The 22,486-nt window shown below is 63.9% G+C and carries 9 protein-coding genes; all 9 read right to left on the reverse strand.

Annotated features, from left to right (window positions below; translation table 11 throughout):
* Window positions 1-184 (reverse strand): helix-turn-helix domain-containing protein (locus JFT66_RS29140; protein WP_198860584.1); only part of this gene is annotated, 184 nt, incomplete at its 3' end.
* Between the two features lie 163 nt (window positions 185-347).
* Window positions 348-12,956, reverse strand: coding sequence for a filamentous haemagglutinin family protein (locus JFT66_RS29145; protein WP_198860585.1), 12,609 nt, complete (start codon window positions 12,954-12,956; stop codon window positions 348-350).
* A gap of 228 nt (window positions 12,957-13,184) precedes the next feature.
* Window positions 13,185-14,351 carry a substrate-binding domain-containing protein gene (locus JFT66_RS29150; protein ID WP_034119996.1) on the reverse strand — a complete coding sequence of 389 codons (1,167 nt, stop codon included), beginning with the start codon at window positions 14,349-14,351 and terminating at the stop codon, window positions 13,185-13,187.
* Window positions 14,352-15,053: 702 nt separating this feature from the next.
* Window positions 15,054-16,262, reverse strand: coding sequence for a type II secretion system inner membrane protein GspF (gene gspF / locus JFT66_RS29155; protein ID WP_034119997.1), 1,209 nt, complete (start codon window positions 16,260-16,262; stop codon window positions 15,054-15,056).
* Window positions 16,262-17,680, reverse strand: a complete 1,419-nt coding sequence (gene gspE, locus JFT66_RS29160; protein ID WP_198860586.1) for a type II secretion system ATPase GspE — start codon at window positions 17,678-17,680, stop codon at window positions 16,262-16,264. The genes gspF and gspE overlap by 1 nt, the downstream gene beginning before the upstream one ends.
* A 28-nt stretch (window positions 17,681-17,708) precedes the next feature.
* On the reverse strand, window positions 17,709-20,024 hold the full coding sequence (gene gspD, locus JFT66_RS29165; RefSeq protein WP_198860587.1) for a type II secretion system secretin GspD: 2,316 nt from the start codon (window positions 20,022-20,024) through the stop codon (window positions 17,709-17,711).
* Window positions 20,021-20,533: a type II secretion system protein GspM gene (gene gspM / locus JFT66_RS29170; RefSeq protein WP_034120000.1), complete on the reverse strand. Its 513-nt coding sequence runs from the start codon at window positions 20,531-20,533 to the stop codon at window positions 20,021-20,023. The genes gspD and gspM overlap by 4 nt, the downstream gene beginning before the upstream one ends.
* The gene (gene gspL / locus JFT66_RS29175; protein WP_198860588.1) at window positions 20,526-21,596 is read right to left on the reverse strand and encodes a type II secretion system protein GspL; all 1,071 of its coding nucleotides are present in this window, start codon (window positions 21,594-21,596) and stop codon (window positions 20,526-20,528) included. The genes gspM and gspL overlap by 8 nt, the downstream gene beginning before the upstream one ends.
* Window positions 21,593-22,483: a type II secretion system minor pseudopilin GspK gene (gene gspK / locus JFT66_RS29180; RefSeq protein ID WP_161793264.1), complete on the reverse strand. Its 891-nt coding sequence runs from the start codon at window positions 22,481-22,483 to the stop codon at window positions 21,593-21,595. Before gspK ends, gspL begins: the two co-directional genes overlap by 4 nt.
* Between the last annotated feature and the right edge of the window lie 3 nt (window positions 22,484-22,486).

Raw genomic sequence — 22,486 nt, forward strand, 5'->3', positions numbered from 1 at the left:
ACGGGGCATCGTAATGGCTGTACTTGGCAATCAAGCCAGAGGCGCCGTGCTTTTCAAAACCCTTGATCCAGCGCCGCAGCAGCGATGGACTCAAGCCATGCTTGAGGGCCACCTCATGAACGCTACTGGCAGACAGACACTCTTCAATCAGTGATTGCTTGAGCGCTAGGTTGTATTTCGTCATGGAACACCCTCCCGAGGGGTCAGGTGTCCAACATTCGGGGGGCAGTTCATGTAAGAGCGGAACCCATAGTGGCCGTTACCTAAATAACGGATATGTACTCGGTCAAACCCAATAAAAAAAGGGGCAATCACTGATCACCCCAAAGCTACATCGAGAGGTCCTGCTACAAACTGATCTGCTTGCGCTCTTCGTCAGTCAACCGCGCCCGCGCCTGTTCACTCAAAGGCCCCGCGCCCAACACCTGCACCGGGCTGTCCGGGTTATACCCGGAGGTCTTCTGCTGCGGCTCACGCGGCACCGGCTCGGTGCCAAAACCCAGCACCTCCACCGTCACGATCGACGCCCTGCCCTGCTTCGCCGCCGCCTGCTGACTGCGCGCTGCATCTTCCGCCGCCTGAGACGCCGCCGCCCCCGCCGCACTGGCCGAGGTCATCGCGCCGGTGTTCACCGCCGCTGTCACCGGCACCCCGGAAGACTTGCCCTGGGTCTGGATGTTGGCCGCGTTGACCACATGCAACGCGGCAATGTTGACGTTGCCGGAGACCCGGATGCCCGCTTCGCCCGCGTCGATGGTGCCCGCCGGGGCCAACAGGTCGATGTCACCGGCCGGCACTTCGGCAATCGGGGCCAGGGTGGCAATACCCGCACCGGAACTTGGCACGTTGGGCGACAGCGTCACGTTGCCCCAGGTGTCATACACCCGCTTGGGCGGGGTGTAGAGCACGGTGGTTTTCGCGCCACGGCCGGCGTTGATATCGCCGGCGTTGGACCAGGCGAGTATCGACCCGCCAAAGGTGGTCATGATACGGCTCTGGCCCAGCAGGATGCTGCCCTGGGCATACAGCTGGATGTCCCCGGCACCTTGAGTCAGCACACCGGCAGTCGCCGGCGGTGCAGTGCCTTCAATGCCGAACACTTGTTGCCCGCCCGGGGTGAGCATCTGGATATTGCCGCCAAACAGGGTATGCACCCCGGCGCCACCATACAGGGTGATATCGCCGTCATACACGATGGGGTTACCCGCCACGTCCTTGCTCGGCAACAGCCCGTCGATAGCCACGCGACTGCGCACAAAGCTACCCGCACGCGGGCCTGCAGCCAGGTTGAATTCACGGCCACCCTCACGCACTTCGGCGAAGTACACCGTGCGGGCAAAGAGGCGTTGTTGCTCAGGGCCCAAGCCCGCGAAATAGGCGCGGGCCTGGTCGGCGTCACCACTGAAGGCATAGCGTTGCTTGAGCCATTGCAGCAGTTCGGCTTCGTAGGTTTTCGCCACCTTGCCGGCCTGTGTGGCCAGGGGAACACCTTCGACGGCCTGATTGGCGCGGTCCAGATAAGGGGTGACGAACTTCAGGTAATCCAGGCCATTAGGCCCTACCCCGGCTTCCAGCACGATAGATGCACCCGGTCGCGAATCCCCGGCAACCACCGGGCCCAGGCTGGTGATGGAGGCTTTGTCTTCCATCAACAGGTTGCGCCCGGCACTGACTTCCAGGGCACCGGGGCCGGCAACGTTGAAGCTGCTGTAGATAATGTCGCGCCCGGCCGACACCACCGAGACATCCTCGGGACGACTGTGCACGAACAGGTTGCCGCGGCTTTCACCGGTGTAATCGCCGTTGTAGCCCAACAGCGCGGGGAACAGCGTCGGCGAGCCCAAATACGTGCCTGAACTGACAATGTCACGCCCCGCGCGAATCCATACCGGGCCTGCCGACTCATAGCGAACCTGCCCCTGGCGTGAGCCGTTGAACGTAATGATTTCGCCACTGCGCACCCCTACGATATCGCCTTGCCGCGCATAAAACCTGGCCGGTTCTGCCTGGGAGGACGGGCGCGCAAGATCGGTCGGGCTGCGCAAGGCAAACAAGGAAAAGTCAGCCTGCAGGGCATCACTGCCCAGGTTGTGGACGACGCTGTTGAACCCGTCCCGGCCCACAAAGGCTGGCGCGAACGGCGTCGGTATCGAGCCCAGGCTGTCACCCGACTGGTTGACGGCATAGCCACTGGCGTAGATCGAATCGCCGGCCAGCATCGCCAGCCGCCCATTGCTCGATGGCGCCAGCAATAGCGAGTAGGCAGGGTTGTTGGGCTGCGGGCCGCTGCCTAACGCGGAAGCACCGAGGTAGATGCTGCCATTGGCTGCCACCCCACCTAGTTTGGAGGGGAAGATGAAACGCCCATCCGAGCTGGAGTAGTTCTGCCCTTTCAACGGCTCAGTGCTGCCACCTGCGCTAAGCGACACACTCTGCACGCTAGGTGTCAAACTGCCGCCCGCAGAGAATAAGTCGATGGCCGTACGCTCGGTCCACAGCGAGAACCAGGTGGTCCCATTGCCATAGTCTTTGCCGTTGTAGCTGAACGCCTGGTTATTCTCGGTAGACACACGCCCAGGGTCGCCGGCCCCCGCCAGCACCAGATCACCTCGGGTCGACAGGTTGGCCGTCGCGTCTCCAAGCATCAGCGTGATCCCGCCAGTGGCCGTCCCCAGGCTCGCGGTGTACGGCGAGTAGGCCCGAGTGTCCTTGGCATCCTGATCGCCACGCATACCGCCATAGTTCAAGGCGATGCCCCCCAGGCTACCGGCCTGCAGGTTCAAGGCACCGCGCAGGTTGGTGAAGACTCCGTTGAGGCTGAGCGTTTCTGCCTTAAAGTCAGCGGACAGCAGGCCGGCCGTATTCAGTCGGGTGGCGCGAGCGTCCAATCCTGGGTTCAAATCCCCGCCCATACGCACATCCAGGTCACCGCCCCCAGTGAGCAGCAATTGACCGTCAACCAAACGCCCGGTGCTACCGACCGCCAATACCAGCCCTTCACTGCGCGGTGCCCTGCCCCCGTCCAGGGAGCCGCGGCGCGTCTGCATGCCAGCATCGCTGCCCAGGTCCAGGGTCAGGTTGCCGCCCCCCAGGGTGCCGACACCGGTGAACCCTACCAGGCGCGGCAACAGGTCTATCTGCTTGGCGTCTTCGAATTGAATGTTGGCATTGCCCGCGCCTTTGACATAGGTACCAAAGTTGATCCACCAACTGGTAGGCGTGGGCGTCACGCCAGGGGTATTGCCCGTGCCTTGACGCCACAACCAGTTGCCCAGGTTGCCACTGTTGAGTTGGGTGCGACCGTCATTGGGCATGGCCACGCCTTGGTTTGGCGTCCAGACATCGCCTGTCAGGCTACCGCCCGTGCGCAGCAACAGGTTGCCGCCGCCGTCGGGATACCAGGCGGCGTATGGGCTGTTGTCATCGACCAAGGCTTCATACGCCTTGGCCGCGCTCCCCAGCACCGTTCCATCCGCCGAGGCGGCACGGGCCCGGTCAAAATCTGCAGCCGCACTGCCTGCACGAGAAGCGCTGGAACCGCCGGCGGTATAGATGCCATAGGGTGATTGCATCGCCACATTGCCGGCGGCGATCAGGTCCAGATCTCCGGTGCCGGTACGCAGTACGCTGAAATGCTGACTCACCGGCGAGACCAGTTTCACCTCCCCAATGGTCACCTTCTCGGGTATCGCCGGAATCGGTTCGCCCAGGGACACGCACATTTCCGGGTCACAGAAGCTTTCGTCCTGAGGCGATACCGGTTGGCCGGGCACAAAGCCAAAGATTTCGGCGATATCACTCCACACATAATTGACTCGAACACAGATATCAGGCTCGTCACAAGAACCCCACTCGGGCTCCGGCACCGCCGTCCCCGCCTCGACACCGAACAACTCGGCAGCAAAGTCACTCCAGTACCAGGCCCCACCCGGCCGGGCCGGTTGCCCAGGCACGATTATTTTCTCGTGGGTCTGGTAAATGCCGTAGTGCGTGTCCGCCAAGGTCAGGTCGCCGGAATAGGCTGGCTGGATCGAACGCGTGTCGGCAGCCTGGGTATCGGCACCCGACACCAGGCGCAACGACCACGATTGCGAGCCCTCGGCCAGCATTGGCGCCACGGCCCAGTTCTGGCGTGCGGTGGCGCCGGTCACGGTGCGCAACGGCACCGACACCGCACCATTGGGCAACTTGACGTCCGTGCCGTAAGGGATCAGCGCCCCCACCTTGAGTGCCAGGTTACCGGCCAGCACGACCCCATCGGTTGCACTGCCCGTCACGGCCCCACGGCTGGGCAACGGCACGCCCGCCGGCCAGGTCATGGCACGCAGGGAGGCGGCGCCCGCCAACACCGTGCCCGCATCCAGTTGCGTACCCGCGGCCAGCACCACAGGTTGCTGCAACAAGGTGCCGGCGGCATACAGCAGGTTGCCGGCGCTGTCGTGCACCGCCGCGCTCAACACGGTGTTGGCCGGCAGGCTCAGGGGTGCGTCGAGGGTACCCTGGGTCGGCAGCACAGTGCCTTGCGCCAGTGTGGTGGCCTGGATCGGCAACGGGTAGTTGAGGGTCTTGCCGGTGGGGAACGCACTGCCGTTTGCCAGGACCACACCGGGGCCGGGCACGATCACATCGGCACCGAACCCTTGCAGACCCGGGGTCAACACCCAGCCATTGTCGTCCGGGGTCGCAGGTGGCGGGGCGAAGCCGTCGTTGATGCTGCCGTAGACATTGATATTGCCACCGGCACGCACCACCAGGCCGCCCACCTCACCCGAACCGTACACCGAGGTCTTCGGCGTGTTGGGGTTGACGCTGGCATAACGGTAACCGGAAAGGTCCAGGTCGCCACTGACCACCAGGTCGCCCTGGGTGACGATTTCCACACCTGGGCGCAAGTGGAACGCCTCGGTGTAGCGGCTGTTGTTCAACCCCGCGAGCTTGCCCGTCATCAGCCCAGCGTTGTTCAAGGCATTGTTGATAAAGGCTTGGGCAAGCGCGTGTTTCTGCTCCAGGTAGTGCTGGTCGATCACCTGATACGGTCGGCCACTGGCCGAGGGCTCAATGCCCACCGGCGCATCGGTGTAACGGGCCACTGCGTTTACCGCGATGGAGCGAGCGCCCTGAACATTGAGCACCCCACTCGCATCGATGGCCACGTCATCGGCATTGAGCCGTGGTGCATTCAGTTCCAGGGTGCCCCGGGCCACGCCGTCGTAGTGCCCCGGGCCACTGCCCAAAACCGCCGCCGTGCCGTGGCGCAGGTCGATGCGCACACCCTCGGCCAAACTCAATTGGCCGTCGCCGCTGTTGAGCTCCACCATCGCCCGGTTCGGTGCATCAATGATTTTGCCGTAGCTGTCGACCCGCAACGCCGTGCCGTGCGCATCCAGCACAGCACTGCCGGCAACGGTCACGCCCTGCTTGGCGGCCAGGCGTATGCTGCCGACCCGCTCGCCACTGGCATCAATGACGCCCACCACCGTCAGGTTGCCGTTGTCCACCGACACATTGACCTGATTGGCCTTGAGTTCATCGCCAATCACCAGGTTGCCCTGCTTGAGCTGGAAGCTGCGCGAACCGAATACTTGGCCTTGGTTCAAGCGTTGATTCAACGCGGCGAAATCGCCCACCTGTTGCGCACGGATGTCCACACCACCGGCCTTGTACGGCACCAGTGTGCCACCGGCATCGTAATAGCCGCTGCTGCCGGCGCGAACGTGCCCTTGCAGGTCGACCTGCCCGGCACCGGTGTCCACGGCCACGGCCTTGAGCAAGCCGCCCTGGTTGAATTGCGCGGACAGGTCGATCAGCGCGCCCGCCGCCTGGCGAATGTCACCGTGACGGCTCTCCAGGCTGACATCGCCGCCCCAACTGTATTGGCTCACATCGTTGATCTGCACTTTGCGGCCACTGAGGTCCAGGCGCGAAGCCGCGCCCAGGGTCAGCGCTTGATCGGCGCTGAGGGTCAGCTTGCCGCTGGGCAGCACCACCGAGGTATCGAGGGCCACGCTGTGCCCGGACAACAGCAATTCGGCGCCCAGGGCGTCGATAGCCCCCGCCGCAACCGGTGCCGCGCCGTTGGCCGGGGCCTTCACGGTCACGGTGCCACCGGCGCTGATACGGTTGACCGAGCCGGCTTCACCGGTCAGCAAAGGCGTGGTGATGTTCAGGTTGCCACCGCTGTAGGTAAAGCCCTTGCCGGCTTCATAGGCACCCTGGGCCTGGTGCACGCTCAGGTTGCCTTTGTGGTTGGCAGTGATGCGTTCGCTGGCGTTGAGATTGACGTTGGCAAAACCCAGGGTCATCCGCCCATTGTTAGCCAGGCTGTCGGGCTGGGCATTGCGGCCATAGCCGAACTCGATGCGCCGCGCCTGCAGTTCCAACGTACCGCTGCCGGTGCCTGCACCGTTGCTGATGACCGCTGGCGGTGCACTGATGTCGCCGCCCCATACCAGGGTGCCGGTCTGGATCAGTGCCACATCACTGGCGGTGCCATAGCCATAGATCGCCGGCGTGGTCAGCATCAGTTCATCGAGCAGCGACTTACCCGCGCTGTCGAGGGTACTCAGGCGAGTGCTGCCATAGAAGTTCAACGATTGCCCGGCGGTCAGCGCCAGGCTTTTCAGGGCCGGTGCGCCGTTGCCGGTATCGCCACGCAGCAGGCGATCCAGCACCTGCTGATTGAGGGTCAGGCCCGACGGCAACACACCTCGCGCGGCGGCTTCGGCCAGTGCCTCGGTGCTACCGACGTTAATCCCGCCCACCGCCAGTGCCAGATGGCGGGTGCCGTAGCGCACGCTGTCACCCAAGGCAAACCGGTTAGTAGTGGCAAAGGCAATCGAGCCCTCGGAGTAGAGTGAGGTTTCACCGCCGCAGGCACCTGAAGTGCATTGGCCGATCAGGATGCTGCCCGGCCCTAAACCATTGGTGCCGCTGGTCGGCGCCAACATCTGCAAGCGCCCATTGGAGACTGCCAACACGCTACGGTTGCCGGGCCGATAGATAAAACCATCATCCGAGTCATAGGCTGCCTTGCCGCGCCCCAGGGTATTGATCGATGCACCTTGCTCAATCTCAATGGCACCCTGGGACCTGCCCGTTACCAGGAACACTTCCGGCGCTGCCAGGGTCGCGCCCTGACGCACGACGACCGAGCCGGCCGTGGTTGCAGCCAGGTCGGACCTGACAAAATTGCCGCCCTGGCCATACACCACGGTCATTTCACCGCCCACCACCAGCCGGGCAGCGCCCAAGGCATTCAAGTCGCTGGCCCGCACCGACACCCTCGAGGCGCCGCTACTGGCCTGGGCCGTGTCTGAAATTACCTCGATATCGCCGCTGGACAGCACCGCCACCGTGGCACCAAATCCGCCCTGTGCGGGTTTGAATCGCCCCTCACCGTCAAAGTTGAACGCCAGGTCTTTTTCACCGTTCACCAGTCGCAGCTTCAGGGTCTTAGCGTCCGCTTCAAGCGCCGCGCGTGGCACACCCAGCCGCGTTGCATCAGCGCGAACGAAGTCTGCATAGGCGGTTTCGTTGTACTGGGAATAACGGCGCAATACCGCAGCCGGAGTGACGATCACCTGGCTCGACAAACTGTCGCGGATACCGGTGCCGGCAATCGACAGCAGGCCTTCGGTTGACCAGGACCCGTTGTTCATGACCGAAGCGCCAGGCAGCGAGCCGCTGGCGAACGGTGCTGCCAAACCGTTGATCTCCACCCGAAACGCTCCCGGCAACAAGGCGTAAGTGGACGGCAGCAAGGTGTAGGTGCCCGGCGGCAAGCCGGGAACACCGGCACCGAGACTGATTTGTTGCCCCACCAACGGCTGGGTCGCGCCCGCTTCGCCGCCGCTGGGCGCTACCCCCGGCTGGCCGCCGGGAACAATCGCATAGATCGGGTTCGTCGCCAGCCCCGGCAAGGTAAAACGCCCATCCGCGCCCATTTGCACCAAGGGGTTGTAGCGCGCATCGGTGGAGCCGCCACGGCCAGAGATGAATGCCGCGCCGAGCAATTGGCCGCCACCGGAAAGGTCCAGCACCGCATCCTGCTGCACATTCAGCGAGCGGCCCGCCAGTTCCACGCCCACCGCCACGTTGCCTGTGCTGCGGGTGCCGCCGACACCCAGCAACTCCACCTGTTTTCCGTCGTACTGCCAGGTCACGCCGTCGACTGTCCCGCCATACGGCAGCACCAAGCCACCGGCGCTGACGGAGGTCAGGCTACCCGGCAATAGCTTGACCGCTTTGGTTGAACGGGTAATGCCTTCGTCCACGCCCAAGGTGAGACTGCCCATGGGTGCTCGCAGTACACCCCCCTGCTCGATGGTCGAGGCCGCCAGCACTAGGCTGCCAAACACTGAATAAGGTTGCGCCGGGGCCGTGCTGCCGACGCGACCGATGCGCAACGTACGCGCCGGGTCAAAGTCGCCGCCGGTGTAGCCCGCCGTCACTTGCGCAACGGCGCCGGTCGCCGGGTAAATTTGCGCAGCCGTAAGGTTCAGGTCGGCTTGGGTGGTCAAGGCGGTCTTAGTCGTGTCAGAGCCGCGGGCCAGAAAGCGCATATCCCCCTGGCTGACCAAATGGGCCTGGTCAAAGGCACGCCGGTCAATAGCGTTGGCCAACGCTTTGGAGCTCGCGGCATGGGCGCCGAAGTTGACGCTGTCACGCACATCCAACACATTCGCCGCTGCAACCCTCAACAGACCGGCCGCAGCCTGAGTGGAAACGCCGCCCTGGACCGTCGGGCGCACGAGGTTGTCGGTACCCAGGCTGTTGTTGCCAACCCCGGCCAGGCGCACATAGGGCGCAGCCAGTAGCACTTGCGAGTGCCGCGCCGCGCCATCGGTCAAGGCCATGGCCCCTGAATACAGGCTCAGGCTCTGCCCCAGATGCAAGGCCAGGTCACCGTCAAAGCTGATCAGGCCGTTGCTCAACAGCGACAGGTTGTCGAAACCGCCGGCGTTAACCTGGCGGACTGTCAGCCGGCCATGGCCATAGGTTAAGGCGCCCGCGACCGCTTCGGGAGTGCTGCCGTTCGGCAACGGCGTGCCTGAATCGGCGGCACTGACGATCAATTCACGCGCCTGGCGCACAGTGGCAGCGGCCGTATCGAGGTACAACGGCGTTTCCAGGGCAACATTCAGGCTGCCGCCAGCGGCACCGGCGCCGCCGCTGTTGGCCGTGAGCGTGCCATCCAGGTAAAGGCCATTGTTGGAGGCCAGGGAGATGCTACCGCCACGGCTGGCGACCCTACTCGAACCAGCACCGGACAGGTCCAGCACCGCCTGGCTGCCGGAAGCGTCAAGACGTGCCCCTTCGCGCACCACCACAAACAGGTTGGCGGCGCTGGCGATGCCGGTGGCCGGATCGATCACCCCGCCAATCACAATATTGCCGCCTTGGCCCACCACGCCGTAGCGCCGGCCAAGGCTGTCAACCGCAGTCGCTGCGCGTGCGGCCACATCCAGCACGGCGTGCTCACCGATCCAGATCGAACGGTCGTGACCTTTGGCTTCAACGCCATCGGCCACGGCAGGTTGCACGCTGACGCCACCCAGGGTGATGTTGCCGCCCCAGGCGTTCAGCGTGCCGTCTACGGTCAACTGACCAATGCTGCGCACACCGATGGACTGGCCCGGATCGACGTTGATCACCGCACCCTGGCCAATGCGCGCCTGCACCGTCGCCATCTGCGCCGCGGTAGACAACGCGCTGCCGGCTTGCAGGTTCAGGCTCGCGCCTTTGCGCACCGTCAACTGGCCCTTGGTGGGGGTTTCCCGGTATTGCGGCGGGGTCCAGATTTGCAGTGCGCTGCGCGAATCAGCGCCGCTTACCACGTTTTGCGCGGCGTCATTGAGGCGGTACAACGGCGCGGTCACATCGACCTGAGTTCCGTCGGCAACCCGCAAGCCTTCGTTGCCGGTGATGTCATAGGCACTAAAGCCCTTGTTGAAGAACCCGCTGTCGAGTTGCAGCGTGTCCGCTTGAGGCGTGACAGGCTGAGCACTGATCAACACCTTGCCAGCTTGCACACTCAAGCGCCCGCCGCCATTGACCCCATACCCGAGCAACTCGCCGTTGAGTGCCAGGTTGCCCCGGCTGTCGGCGCTGTTGGCGTTGGCCGCCAGCGTCAGGTCGCCGCCCTTGCCACCGATCAGTTGGTTCCTGGCATCCAGGGCCGCACCGGAAGACACATCCACGCGACTACCCGCTGCCAGCGTCACATCAGCGCTGCTGCGCAAGGCCACGCTGCCGCCGTTGAGGTAGGGCAAGCGGCTGCTATCGCCGGGGCTCAGCCACTGGTTGCTCCACAGGCCGCTGGTGTCCAGGGATACGCCGCGGTTCACCGTCAAGCTGCCGCGACCGCCAAGGGTCACGTCGTTTTTGCCGGTCGGGGTAATCTGCGTCAGCACATTGCCCAGTTGCAGACTGCCGGAATGCGCGGTCAGGTTGGCGTTCACCTCGACCTTGGGTGCGAACAGGGTGATGTCACCCGCCGATGCCACCTCCAGCGCGCCGTTGACCAGAATCGAACCACTGCTGGCGATGTTGATCGCCCCCAGTTTCGCCGCGTTCAAGGCGTCGCTGTTCAGATAAAGCGTGGATGCCCGCTCAGCCGACAGCACGCTGTTCAAGTCCAGCCCGGCCGCGATGGCCGCCGCGCGCTGCCCCAGCACGACGTTTTTCACGGTGCCTGTGTCCGCGCCCAGGGCGTATTGCAACTGGGCGCTGTCCTTGACGTAGTACGGCACGTAGCTGCCCACCACCAGCGCGGCACCCCGGGCCACGGCTTTTTGCGATTGCAGGTAACCGTCCAGACCTTTTTGCGCGGCCTGGGTCTGACGCTCACCCTGATAGGTGTCACCCACGACCTGCCCTTCCAGCACCGCGCTGGCGGTACTGACGACCAGGCGCCCGGCATCGCGCCCCACGGTGTAGCCGGCCTCGCTGCGCTCACGGGGAGCGATCAGCGGGTTGTAGTAATAGTCGGTCACACCCCAGCGCTGGCTGTTGTCTTCATACCCCTTGTAGATCCCGGTATAGAGCAAATCCCCCGGCGCGCTGGACAGCTCATACAAGCGCCCGCCGGGGCCTTTGAGCCAGGTTTGCTGGAGCTTGCCGCTCTGCACGTCAAGGGTGCCGCCCGACAGGTTGATCTGCGAACCTTGCTGGGTCACCACGTCCTTGCCGCTGAAGCTCACCGTACCGCCCTGGGCCATCCACTCGCCAATTGCGTGGTTGCGGGTGCCCAGATAGCCGCCCACCTCCAGCAGGCCACCCGCGGTGTACCAACGGTCGGTGGCATAACCGTGGGTGCCGGCCGGGACAAAAACCAGGTCGCGGACATCCACCCACACATCGTTGTTGTTGAGCACCTTGCCGTCACGGTTGACAGGCGCATCGCGCTGCTCGTTACCCTGGATGTTGACCTTGACGCTGTTGGACTCCATCGCCAACTTGACGCCGATGGCACCCGACACGTCGATCACCGCACCCTCGCGCACCAGGGTCCGCTGCGTAGACTTGACGCCCACCTGGCCGCCGGTGGCCAGGGTCAAGGAGCCGTTGCGAAAGTCCACGCTGGCGTCGCTGGTGATCTCGACCAGTGATTGGTCGCGGCGGTAGACGTCTGCGGGCACGACATTGCCGGCCTGGTCAGCCGAGGGTGTGATCAACCCGGCGCGCTGGCTGTCGAGGGCGTTGCTGCTGTCGAGCAGGATCGCGCTGACGCTGCCCTCACCCAGGGTGACGTTGGCGTTGTTGCCCGTGCCCTTCAAGTGCAGGGTGCCACGCGCTTCCACCGAAGAGCTGGAGAGCAACACGCCGTTTTGCAGCACCTGCTGGCCGGTCAGGGTGATGTCGCCGGTGGCGGCCTGGATCAGGCCGCTGTTGCCGGCCTTGCCGCTGCCGGTGGCGCTGACTTCATTGCCGCGCGTGGTGGAGGTGACATTGCCATCGGTGCTGTAGCCCTTCTTGATCACAAAGCTGTCGCCCGCCGCCAGAGTGGTCTGGCCCCGTGCGGTGGAAATGCTCCCGGCGTTCGTCACCTCTTTGCCGAGCAGCAGCACATAACCGCCACCGGCGGTCGAGGTGGCGGGCACCTGGGTATTGATCTGCGCGCCGCGCTCGAGCGTCACGTTGCCGGCAGCCTGGGCAAAACTCGGCGCGGTGCTACTTGAGCTGTACAGGCCCCGGGCGGTGAACTGCTCATCGCTGAACGCCGTGGCCGCCGCCACCAGGTTGCGCACGTTGACCTGGCTGCTGCCGCTGAACACCACGCCGTTGCCATTGACGATCATTACCGTGCCATCGGCCTTGATCGCCCCCTGGATCTGGCTCGGCGCGGTGCTGTTGTTGATCTTGTTGAGCACGGCCCAATCGCTGTTCTGCTGGAACTGTACGGTGGTGTCGCGGCCCACGTTGAAGGTTTGCCAATTGAGGATCGCCTTGTCAGCCGTCTGCTTGATCGACACCAGCGTCTTGCCGTTGGCATCGGTCTGCACCGGCCCTTCGGCATTGACGAACAGCGGCTTGCCATCCGCACCGATCACCACGTTCAAGCCATTGCCGCCAAGGCCATTGTGGATGGTCTGCGGCCCCGCACTCGCAGTATTCCTGGCCGCCGCCTGGGCGGCCTGTTGTGCGGCAATCGCGGCGACGCTGGTATTGAGGTTCTGCAACGAGCGTTGCAACTGCTCGTTACCGCGCTGCTGCTGGGACAACGGCGGCGGCGTGCCCGGCACCACCACACCCGGGCGGGCACTGCCGGCCGCCTGCGCCGCACCCTTGGCGGCAAACCAACCCGAACTGAACGCCTGGGGCTGCGCCGCATGGGCACCACCGGCAAACACCAGCAGCGCAATCACCTGGGCCAGGGGTTTGAGGAGCAACACTTGACCTGCGGTGGCAGGCACCTTGGCGGCGCGGGTAGCAGGCAGCTTCAGTCGGGAACGCATCAGTTACAGGTCCTTTTGACGGGGCAGGCGAACGACGGGCACGCAAACACTGCGCGGCCACCGGTCGGGGTTATTGCTTAAGGCGGTTGCCGGGCGGCGCGACCGAACTGTTGTCACACAATGTTCATGCGCAGCGGTTCAACTGGTCGGTCTGGCGGGAAAATGACAAAACCGGCAATGACGCGAAGTCATTGCCGGTGATAGGGCTAACCCTGTCGAGACGGGGTGTTACAGCGGACGGCCAATACCGTTGCAGGTGTTGGTGTCGCCCAGGCGCAAGGCGCTGGTGGTGGCATAGAAGTTGTCGTGGACAGCTTTCTGCCAGGTGGCAGACAACGGAATGAAGGAGTGGCTGCTGACAGCCGCATTGTTCAGGCCGGTGTAGTGACGGTTCAGGAAGTTACGAATACGCGCGGTGTCGGTGGTGTCTTTGTAGCACTGGCTGAAGACCAGGTTGGTGTAGCCCACGATTGGGTAGCCCGCAGTGGGGTTGGCAAACGTAGGCACCCACTTCAATGGATCCTTGGCGTCGTTGCTGCCCAGGGCTGGCGGTGCAACAGTATCGAGGGTGACTTGCACGTTGACTTCGGTCGGCAGTGCGCCGTTGATTGCAGCAACAGCAGAGGCGTCGTTGAACTGTGCGTAGTCAGGGCTGACGTAGCCGATGGCACCGTTGTTGTTGGCGTCGGCAACAGCGGCGGCAACACCCTGGCTGCCGACCACGCCGATGTAATTAGTGCCGGCAGGTGGGTTTACGGCTGGGTTGAAACCTACAGCGGTCGCGAAACTATTGCTGGCAGCAGGCAACAAATTACCGCTGACGGCCTTGAGGTGGGTGGTCAGAATTTCGGTAGTGCCGCTGGTTTCGGTACGGTAGACCACTTTGATTGGCAGGTTCGGGCCGGCAACGCCGTCGAACAGCACTTCATTCCAGTTTTTGGTCACGCCGGCGAAGATGTTGGCCAGTTGAACACTGGTGAGTTTGAGCGAGGTTTTGCCGTTGATGTGATAAGGCACCGTCACCGAGGTGGCTGCAGCCGGCACTTGGATCAGCGCGCCGTAGGCTGGGCGGCCCTTGACGGCGTCATTGTTGTAAGCCAGAAGCTCCGCGCCGCTGACGATCGAGTCGCTGCCCGCATAGTCGACGGTGATGCCAGCGGCCAATTTCAGCTGGGTCGAATCGTTACCGAAAAACGCCTTCTTGCCGCCGCCACTGCCTACGCCGATGTAGGCGTTAAAACCAGGGATGGAGGACGCGAGAATGCCAGTACCGGCAGTGGTGCCGTAGAGTTTTTCCGGCAGAGTGGCACCGCCACCGACCACCGCGGCCATGGATTGGGCCGAAGCCAGTGCTGCAACTACCAAAGAGGCTGCGATCATAGTGCGCTTAAACATGAAGAATCTCCTTTCGTCGTGTTCGTACGTTGGGGTAGATGGCTCTTGCATGACGCCATGGCTTCGGTCCCAAGCCTGGGCTACCGAGGTAGCTCCGGGGGTGGCGAGGGGTGAGACCATGGGTAGCAAATCTCGCAGCATCCGATGACAGCAAAAGGAAAAAACCTCGGGAGGAAGCGCTTGATTTTAAAAAAGATTCTCGGGTGTTTTGGTCATCGTTTTGAGTGGTTTCGGGGTAGGTGACAGCGGGGTTTCAGCGGGGGTGTGGTGCAGGCCGCCGGGGCTGTGGTGGGGCGGATTGAATGTGACTTGGTGGGGCACCCGAGGTTGGGGGGGCTGGCGTTTTTTTTGGATTTGATCGAGTACATATCCGTTATTGGGGTAACAGCGGCTAGGCTCGGTGTGCCTGAGATCAAGATCAAAAACACAGCGAGGCGGCCTTATAGCCGACCTGATCGATGCTGGGTGCGCGTACCCCTGTGGGAGCGGGCTTGCTCGCGAAAGCGGTGGGTCAGCCAACATCAATGTTGGCTGGGCCGACGCCTTCGCGAGCAAGCCCGCTCCCACATTTGATCTTCGCTGCCTTGAGCATTTCGTTCGCTTAACTGACCCTGCCAGTTAATAACTGTTATCTATGTGCGTGAACTGATTTGTAACCCATGTGGGTGAGTCATACCCCCACACATTCTTGACCACATGAAATCAGGTAACCAACTGGTTGATCTCGATGATCGGCAACAACACCGCCATCACAATAACCAACACCACCGCCCCCATCACCACAATCATCAGCGGTTCCAGCAGTGCAGTCATACCCATGGCCCGCCGTTCGATATCCCGCGACAACGTCTGCGCCGCGCGCTCCAGCATCGGCGGCAGCGAGCCGGTTTTTTCGCCGCTGGCGATCAAGTGGATCAACACCGGCGGGAAGACTTTTTCCAGCGCCAGCGCCGGGGCCAGGTTGACACCTTCGCGCACCTTGGCCGTTGCATCGTTGACGCACCGGCTCAAACGGTCGTTGGACAAGGTCTGGCGTGCCGCCTCCAGGGCGCGCAGCAATGGCACCCCGGCGCCGCCAAGAATCGCCAGTGTGGAGGCAAACCGTGCGGTATTCAGGCCCAGCACAAAACGCCCGATCAGCGGCAAGCGCAGTACGCGGCTGTGCCAGTTGAGCCGCGCCACGGGGTTGCGCAGGTACAGGCGCCAACCCCAGAAGCCACCGACGATTCCGGCAAAACACAGCCAGCCCCAGGCACGAATAAAGTCGCTGGCGTTGAGCATCGCCAGGGTCAGGCCCGGCAAATCCTGGCGCGCCTGGGAAAACGCGCTGACCACCTGGGGCACCACGTAGCTGAGCAGGAAAATCACGATGCCGATAGACACCAGCCCCACCACGCCGGGGTAGATAAACGCCGTCATGATTTTGCCCCGCAGGTTGTTGCGCTCCTCGATGTAATCGGCCAGGCGCTCCATCACTTGGGCCAAGTCACCGGACTCCTCCCCTGCCGCGATCAACGCTCGATAAATCGACGGAAAGTCCCGTGGCCGCGCCGCCAACGCATCCGCCAGGCGCATGCCGCCGCGCACATCGGCACGCACCGCGCTCAGGGTCTGGGCGATGTGTTTTTTCTCGGCCTGCTCCACCGTCGCGCTCAGCGCCGCCTCCAACGGCAGGCTGGCACCCAGCAGGCTCGCCAGCTGCCGCGTGGCCCAGGCCAGGTCGTTGTCCGATAGCTTGGCGGTGAACCAATGGCTGCTCGCCGTTTGCGGGTTCCCTTCGATTTGCACCAGCAAGGCGGTCAAGCCACGCCCGCGCAGGTTGGCAAACGCCGCGCTCTGGCTGTCGGCTTCCACGTGGCCGGTCTCGACCTTGCCGCTGGCATCGGCGGCTTCATAGCGGTAGCGATTCATCAGGCGTCCCGTGTCACACGCAAAATTTCTTCGCAGGCGGTGGCACCGGCGCGCACCCAGCGCTCACCATCTTCACGCATGCTGAACATCCCCGCTCGCCGTGCGGCCAGGCGCAGCTCCTGCTCGCCGGCGCCCTGATGGATCAGGCTGCGCACCTCGTCATCGACGCAGAACAATTCATGGATACCCGTGCGGCCGCTGTAGCCGATCTGGTTGCACTGCGCGCAACCCACCGGGCGCCAAGTGCCGGGCGCAGCCGGGTCTTGCTGCTTGCAATGCGGGCACAGGCGCCGCACCAGGCGTTGGGCTAAAACGCCCAACAACGACGACGCCAACAGGAACGGCTCAACGCCCATATCGATCAAGCGATTGACCGCCGACACCGCATCGTTGGTGTGCAAGGTGGCGAGGACCAGGTGGCCGGTGAGCGAGGCTTGCACAGCGATTTGCGCGGTCTCCAGGTCACGGATCTCACCGATCATGATGATGTCCGGGTCCTGGCGCAGAATCGCCCGCAGTGCCAGGCCGAAGGTCATGTCGATCTTGGCGTTGACCTGGATCTGGCTGATGCCCGGCAAGTCGTACTCCACCGGGTCCTCCACGGTGAGGATATTACTGGTGCTCGCATCCAGCCGCGCCAGGGCCGCGTAGAGGCTGGTGGTCTTGCCACTGCCGGTGGGCCCGGTGACCAGCACAATGCCGTGAGGCTGGCGGATCAAGGTGTCGAGGCGCGCCAGCAACTGCGGTTCCATGCCCAGGGTTTCCAACTGCAAGCGCCCGGCCTGTTTGTCCAACAGGCGCATGACCACCCGTTCGCCATGGCCAGTGGGAACGGTAGACACGCGGATATCAATGGGCCGCCCGGCCACGCGCAAGGCGATGCGACCGTCCTGGGGCAGGCGTTTTTCGGCGATGTCGAGCTGGGCCATGATCTTGATTCGCGACACCAGCGCACCATGCAATGCCTTGCGCGGCGACACTACGTCTCGCAGCGTGCCATCGACGCGGTAGCGCACCACCGAGTGAGTCTCATAAGGCTCGATATGGATATCGCTGGCTTCGTCGCGGGCGGCCTGGGTCAGCAAGGCGTTGATCATGCGGATCACCGGGGCGCCGTCCTGGGTGTCGAGCAGGTCGGTGATCTCGGGCATGTCTTGCATCAGGCGGTCGAGGTCTACCTCGTTTTCCGCGGCGCCTACCACGGCGGCAGCGCTGCCGGTGTCGGCGTAGGCACTGGCGAGCAGGCCGTCGAGTTCATCGTCGCGCACCTGTTCGAGGTGAGTTTGGCCGAACTGGCGCTGAACTTCGCTGATCGCCCAGCCGGGGGTTGAGGGGCAGACGATCAGCAACACGCCCTCCTCGCCTGGGCGCAGGAGAATGCGCTGGGATTTGGCCCAGGCGTAGGGGAGCAGGCTCATTGGGGTGGCCCCTTTCTTGCGAGCACACTCACCGCCGCCCCTCCGACACCGGCACTGGAACCGCTCGAATCACCGCCCGCGGCCCCTGCGCCTGCGGAATCGCCTTCTCCACCGACGGCAACTGCGGCGCCTGCACATCCGGCAGCGCCCAACTATGCTCCGGCTGCAAGCCACCCTGGGCGCGGCGCATGAACTCGTACCGGTTCAACGTAATACTGCGCCCCGCCTTGCTGTCGCGAATGATGTAAGGCCGCAGGAACACCATCAGATTGGTCTTGCTGACACTGCGCGCTTCATTGCGAAACAACGCCCCCAGCCCCGGGATATCCGACAACCACGGCACTGCATCATTACTCTGGCTGTAGCCGTCTTGCAGCAACCCGCCGAGCACCATGATCTGCCCGTCATCAAGCAAAATACTGGTATCGATCGCACGCTTTTTGGTCACCGTTCCCGCCGCTACCGAACCACGGGGGTCAACGCTGCTGACTTCCTGATAGATATCGAGTTTCACCGTGCCGCCCTCGGAAATCTGCGGCCGTACGTTCAACTTGAGCCCCACTTCTTCACGCTGTACGGTCTGGAACGGGTTATTGCTGGTGCCACCACCACCGGTCACATAGCTGCCGGTGACAAAGGGAATGGTCTGCCCGACAAAAATACTCGCCGCTTCGTTGTCCAGGGTCAGCAGGTTCGGCGTGGACAATACGTTGGTGCCGCCCTTGCTCTTCAAGGCGCGGGCCAGCACCTTGAGGTCGAGCACCTTGCCGATGCCGGGGATATCCACGGTGCCGTCGACCACGCCGATATTCAGGCCCTTGGGCAATACGTCGATGCTGGTCTTGCTGGTGGACGTGCCATTCAAGCCACTGCCACCCAGGTTGACGCCGCCGAATCCGCCCTTGCCGCCCAGATTGCCCGCCTGCCACTGCACACCGAACTCGCTGGCGTCGTCTTCGCCCACTTCCACGATCAGGCTTTCGATCACTACCTGGGCGCGGCGCTGGTCAAGCATGTCGATGACTTCGCGCAGGTTGCGGTACAGCGGGTCAGGTGCGGAGATCAGCAAGGTGTTGGTGGTAGCGTCGGCCTGGAGCGTGACACCGCCGGCGCTGAAGGCGGTGCTCTGGTCGTTGGAGGTGCTGGCGCTGGAAGATTTGTCCTGACTGTAACCCGACTGCACGCCGCTGCCGGTGGGTGTGCCGCTGCTGTTTTGCGCGCTGGCGCCCTGGGTGTTCTGACTATTGCCGCCCATGGCACTGAGCTTGCCACGGGCTTCGTCACTGACCCCGGACTCGCTCTCACCGGTGAGCAAGCCGCGCAGGGACTGGGCCAACTTGCCCGCCTGGGCGTTGCGCAGGTACACCACGTGCATATTGCTGGGATTGCTCTGGGCGTTGTCGAGCTTGTAGATCAGGTTGCGCGCCAGTTCCGTGCGTTCCGGGCTGCCGGAGCGAATGATGATCGAATTGGAACGCGGGTCGCCCACCACATTGATCTTCTGGGTCTGGTCGGCGCCCTGGGTTTCCAGCAGTTCAGCGACCATCGCGGCGATGTCCACGGCGATGCCGTTTTGCACCTTCACCACATCGGTATCGATGGCGCTGGGGGTGTCGATGCCGTCGATTATCTGCGCCACCCGTGTGAGGTTCTCGGCGTAGTCGGTGATGACGATGCTGTTGTTACCGGGGTAGGCATTGATCGGGTTGTTGGGCGAAACAATGGGGCGCAGCACCGGGATCAGGTTCACCGCGTTTTCGTATTGCAGGCGGAAGGTGCGGGTTTGCATGCCGCTGCTACCGGTGCTGTAGATTGGCCCGCCAAGCAGCTTGGCATCGGCCTCCGGTACCACCTGGGCGACGCCACCCACGTCGACCACGCTGAAGCCCTGCATGCGCAGCGCCGCAAGCAGCATGTCGTAGGCTTGATGAGCCGGCACCTGGCCTTCGCTGACCAGAGTCAGGTTGCCTTTTACCCGTGGGTCTACCAGGAACTGCTGGCCGGTGGCACGGGACAGCGCACGCACCACCGCCTGAATGTCCGCATCGACAAAATTCAGTTGCACCGGCTGATCCCCCAGCGGGTTACGCGCCTTGGTCGCCGCGGGGGCGTGGGCACGGGCGCTGTTGGTCAGCGGATGCACCACCCGTGGCGCGGGCACCGGTTCACGCTGGCGCTCCAGTACGCTTTCACTGGTACGCCGGGTCTCGGCCAGGGGCTGGCCGAGTTCGCTGTCCACCAGCAATGGCTTGGATGATTGCGGGTTGCTGCACGCACCCAGGGCCAGCAACAGCAGCGGCGCAACCTTGCGAAAAGGCGCGGGGTTGGAGACTGACCACTTCATGAAGCTTCCTTAGCGCCAAGCGCCTGATCCATGCGAACGGTGCCGGACACCGTGCCGGCCGAGTTATCGATGGCGTCCGCGGCGCGTTGCAAACGGGCCTCGGACACCTCCAGGGAAAACTCACGGGGGTTACCCAGCAGCCAGCCCACCACGGCGTCAGCCGGCGCCTTGTCGAACGTCAGGCGCCACGTACCGGCGTCCAGCGCCTGCAATTGATAGCGGCCTTGCAGCCCGGCGTTATCCAGGGTTTGGCGCAGGGCGACCTCGTCGGCCTGGCGCGGCGCGGCCACGCCCTGCAATAAGATCTGCAAGGCTTCGGCCTGGGCACGCAGCTTGGGGGTTTCGGCTTGCCAGTAATCGATTTTCTTCAACGCCGGTTGCACCAGCACCAGCCAGGTCAATAGGCTCGCCAAGATCAACCCCGCCGCGCTAACCAGGCGTTTTTCGCGCAAGGCCAGGCCGTTCCAGAACACTTGGGCCTGGCTGCGCAGACGCTGGAGCTTATTCATCGTCGTCTTCCGATTCTTGCTCGACCTGCGCCGGGCCGATGTTCCAGCCCTGGTCGTCGCGGGTGGCGGCAAATCCCGCTTCGGCCAATGCCGCCTGCCAGTCGCCCTCGGCCGCCGGGTTGTGGCTGTCGGCGAGCAACGCCAGGTGCAAGTGGCCTTGCTCGAAGCTCAGGCTGTCGACGCTGCCCACCATAAACGGCAAGTGGCGGCCCGCCAGTTGCAACAGGCTGGTGAAGCGTTGGCCGGGGTCCGCAGCCGCACCGCTCTGACGGGCGGCCAACTGTTGGCGCGCCTGCTGCAAGGGGTTGAGCACCACCGGCAATTGCGGAAACGCCTGGCGCACCTGCTGGCTCATCAACGCCTTGAGCCGCTGGCCTTGGTCTGCCTGGCGGGCGGCGTAGAGGTTCAGGCCCAGAGTCCAGATCACCGCCGCCAGCGCCACACACGCCAGCGCCCTGCCCCAGCCGCCACTGGCGCGCTGGCTCAGGCCCGCGTGCAAGCCCCAGGCAGGCACAGCCCCGCTCCAGCGGTGCGCCGCCTCTACCAGCGGCACTTCCAGCGCCTGTTGTCCCAGTGGGTGCACAGCACCTTGTTGCAGACTCTCGCGGGTCAGCCAATAACCTTCATCCAGGGCCGCCGTGGCCACCGGTAAGGCATAGGGCGCCGGGTAAACACCGCGCAGCCGCAACTGCGCCTGGGCGAGCACCTGGGTCAAGCGCTGCAATCCGGCCTTGGGTACCCAGGCCACCTGTACACGCCCATCGCTGTCACGTGGGCCGTGGGCCACGTGCATCTGGTCCACCGCGCCGAGGATCAGCGCCTGCGCGGCACAGGCCACAGCGGCAGCGGTTTTCGCCGCGGGCAGCGGCGGCAGTTCAAGGCTGGTAAGCAGGCTGTCGCGAGGGTGCAGAAAGCACTCCAGTGCCTGGCGGTGCTGGCCCAATCGCGCCAGGCTCTCACACCCGGCCGACACCACCACGCCACGTTCCAGCCAGGCAAACTGCACCGGGCTGTCGACGCTCAACTGCGCAAGCGGCGGCAAGCCGATGCGCAAGCGCTTCATACGCCCACCCGCGACCAGATCACCTGGGGCTGGCGGTCTTCAGGCCGATGCAACAACGCGTCGAGGGTTACCCGCCGCTGCTCGCGGCGCACCTGGCCGTGCAGGCCAAACCACTCACTGGTGATGCCCACCTGCACCGACTCCACCGCCACCTGTGGCAAGCGCAGCCGGTTGACGAAATCCCCACGGTTGATAAACCAGCGCCCGCTGTCGCGCTCGGCCACCAACGCCTGGGCCTGGGACACACTGAGTGCCGGCACCACCGCACTGAGCACTTCAGCGCTGGCGGTGTTGCCATTGACCCAGGTATTGGCGGGCAACACGCTGATAAAACCCTGGAGGCGCCGCAGTAACGCTGGGTCCACGCCCTCTATGCCTGCCAGGTCTTCAAGGCTGCGCAGCATCGGGTACCTGGCCGGCACCACGACGTCGTTGATACGCTGGTCGTAGGAGCCGAGCACCCGCTGGCTGATGCGCCGACTTACCGCCGGGTCGACGCCGATCAAGCCGCATAGACGCTCGAAATGCTGCGATTGTTCGGTATCCGGCTGCTGGCGATTGACCAGGTTGCGCAGGTTGAACTTGCCCTGCTCATCCACCAACCGCCCTTCGAACGCCCCGCCCTGGGCACGGGCCCAAGGCTGGTCAAGGCGTGTCAGCACATCCTTCTGCCGCGCTTCCCATAGCAGTTGGCGACTGTATTCCAGCCCGCCCTGCAACAGCCATTGCGCCTGGATACGCGACTGCTCGGCCTCCAGGGTGCGGGTGAATACACCCTGGCGGGTGAGCATCGCCCCGGCGAGCACCGCCACCACCGCGGCGATCAGCAAGGCGCTGATAATCGCCATGCCGCGTTGCTTCGCCGCTGCGGGCGAATGCCTGTTCATGGT

This window comes from Pseudomonas sp. MF6755, assembly GCF_016405635.1.
Lineage (GTDB): Bacteria > Pseudomonadota > Gammaproteobacteria > Pseudomonadales > Pseudomonadaceae > Aquipseudomonas > Aquipseudomonas haemolytica.

What these genes read in the sequence shown, in the direction of transcription:
- JFT66_RS29145 (WP_198860585.1), bottom strand. Translation starts at nt 12,956, where the DNA reads ATGCGTTCCCGACTGAAGCTGCCTGCTACCCGCGCCGCCAAGGTGCCT.
- JFT66_RS29150 (WP_034119996.1), bottom strand. Translation starts at nt 14,351, where the DNA reads ATGTTTAAGCGCACTATGATCGCAGCCTCTTTGGTAGTTGCAGCACTG.
- gspF (WP_034119997.1), bottom strand. Translation starts at nt 16,262, where the DNA reads ATGAATCGCTACCGCTATGAAGCCGCCGATGCCAGCGGCAAGGTCGAG.
- gspE (WP_198860586.1), bottom strand. Translation starts at nt 17,680, where the DNA reads ATGAGCCTGCTCCCCTACGCCTGGGCCAAATCCCAGCGCATTCTCCTG.
- gspD (WP_198860587.1), bottom strand. Translation starts at nt 20,024, where the DNA reads ATGAAGTGGTCAGTCTCCAACCCCGCGCCTTTTCGCAAGGTTGCGCCG.
- gspM (WP_034120000.1), bottom strand. Translation starts at nt 20,533, where the DNA reads ATGAATAAGCTCCAGCGTCTGCGCAGCCAGGCCCAAGTGTTCTGGAAC.
- gspL (WP_198860588.1), bottom strand. Translation starts at nt 21,596, where the DNA reads ATGAAGCGCTTGCGCATCGGCTTGCCGCCGCTTGCGCAGTTGAGCGTC.
- gspK (WP_161793264.1), bottom strand. Translation starts at nt 22,483, where the DNA reads ATGAACAGGCATTCGCCCGCAGCGGCGAAGCAACGCGGCATGGCGATT.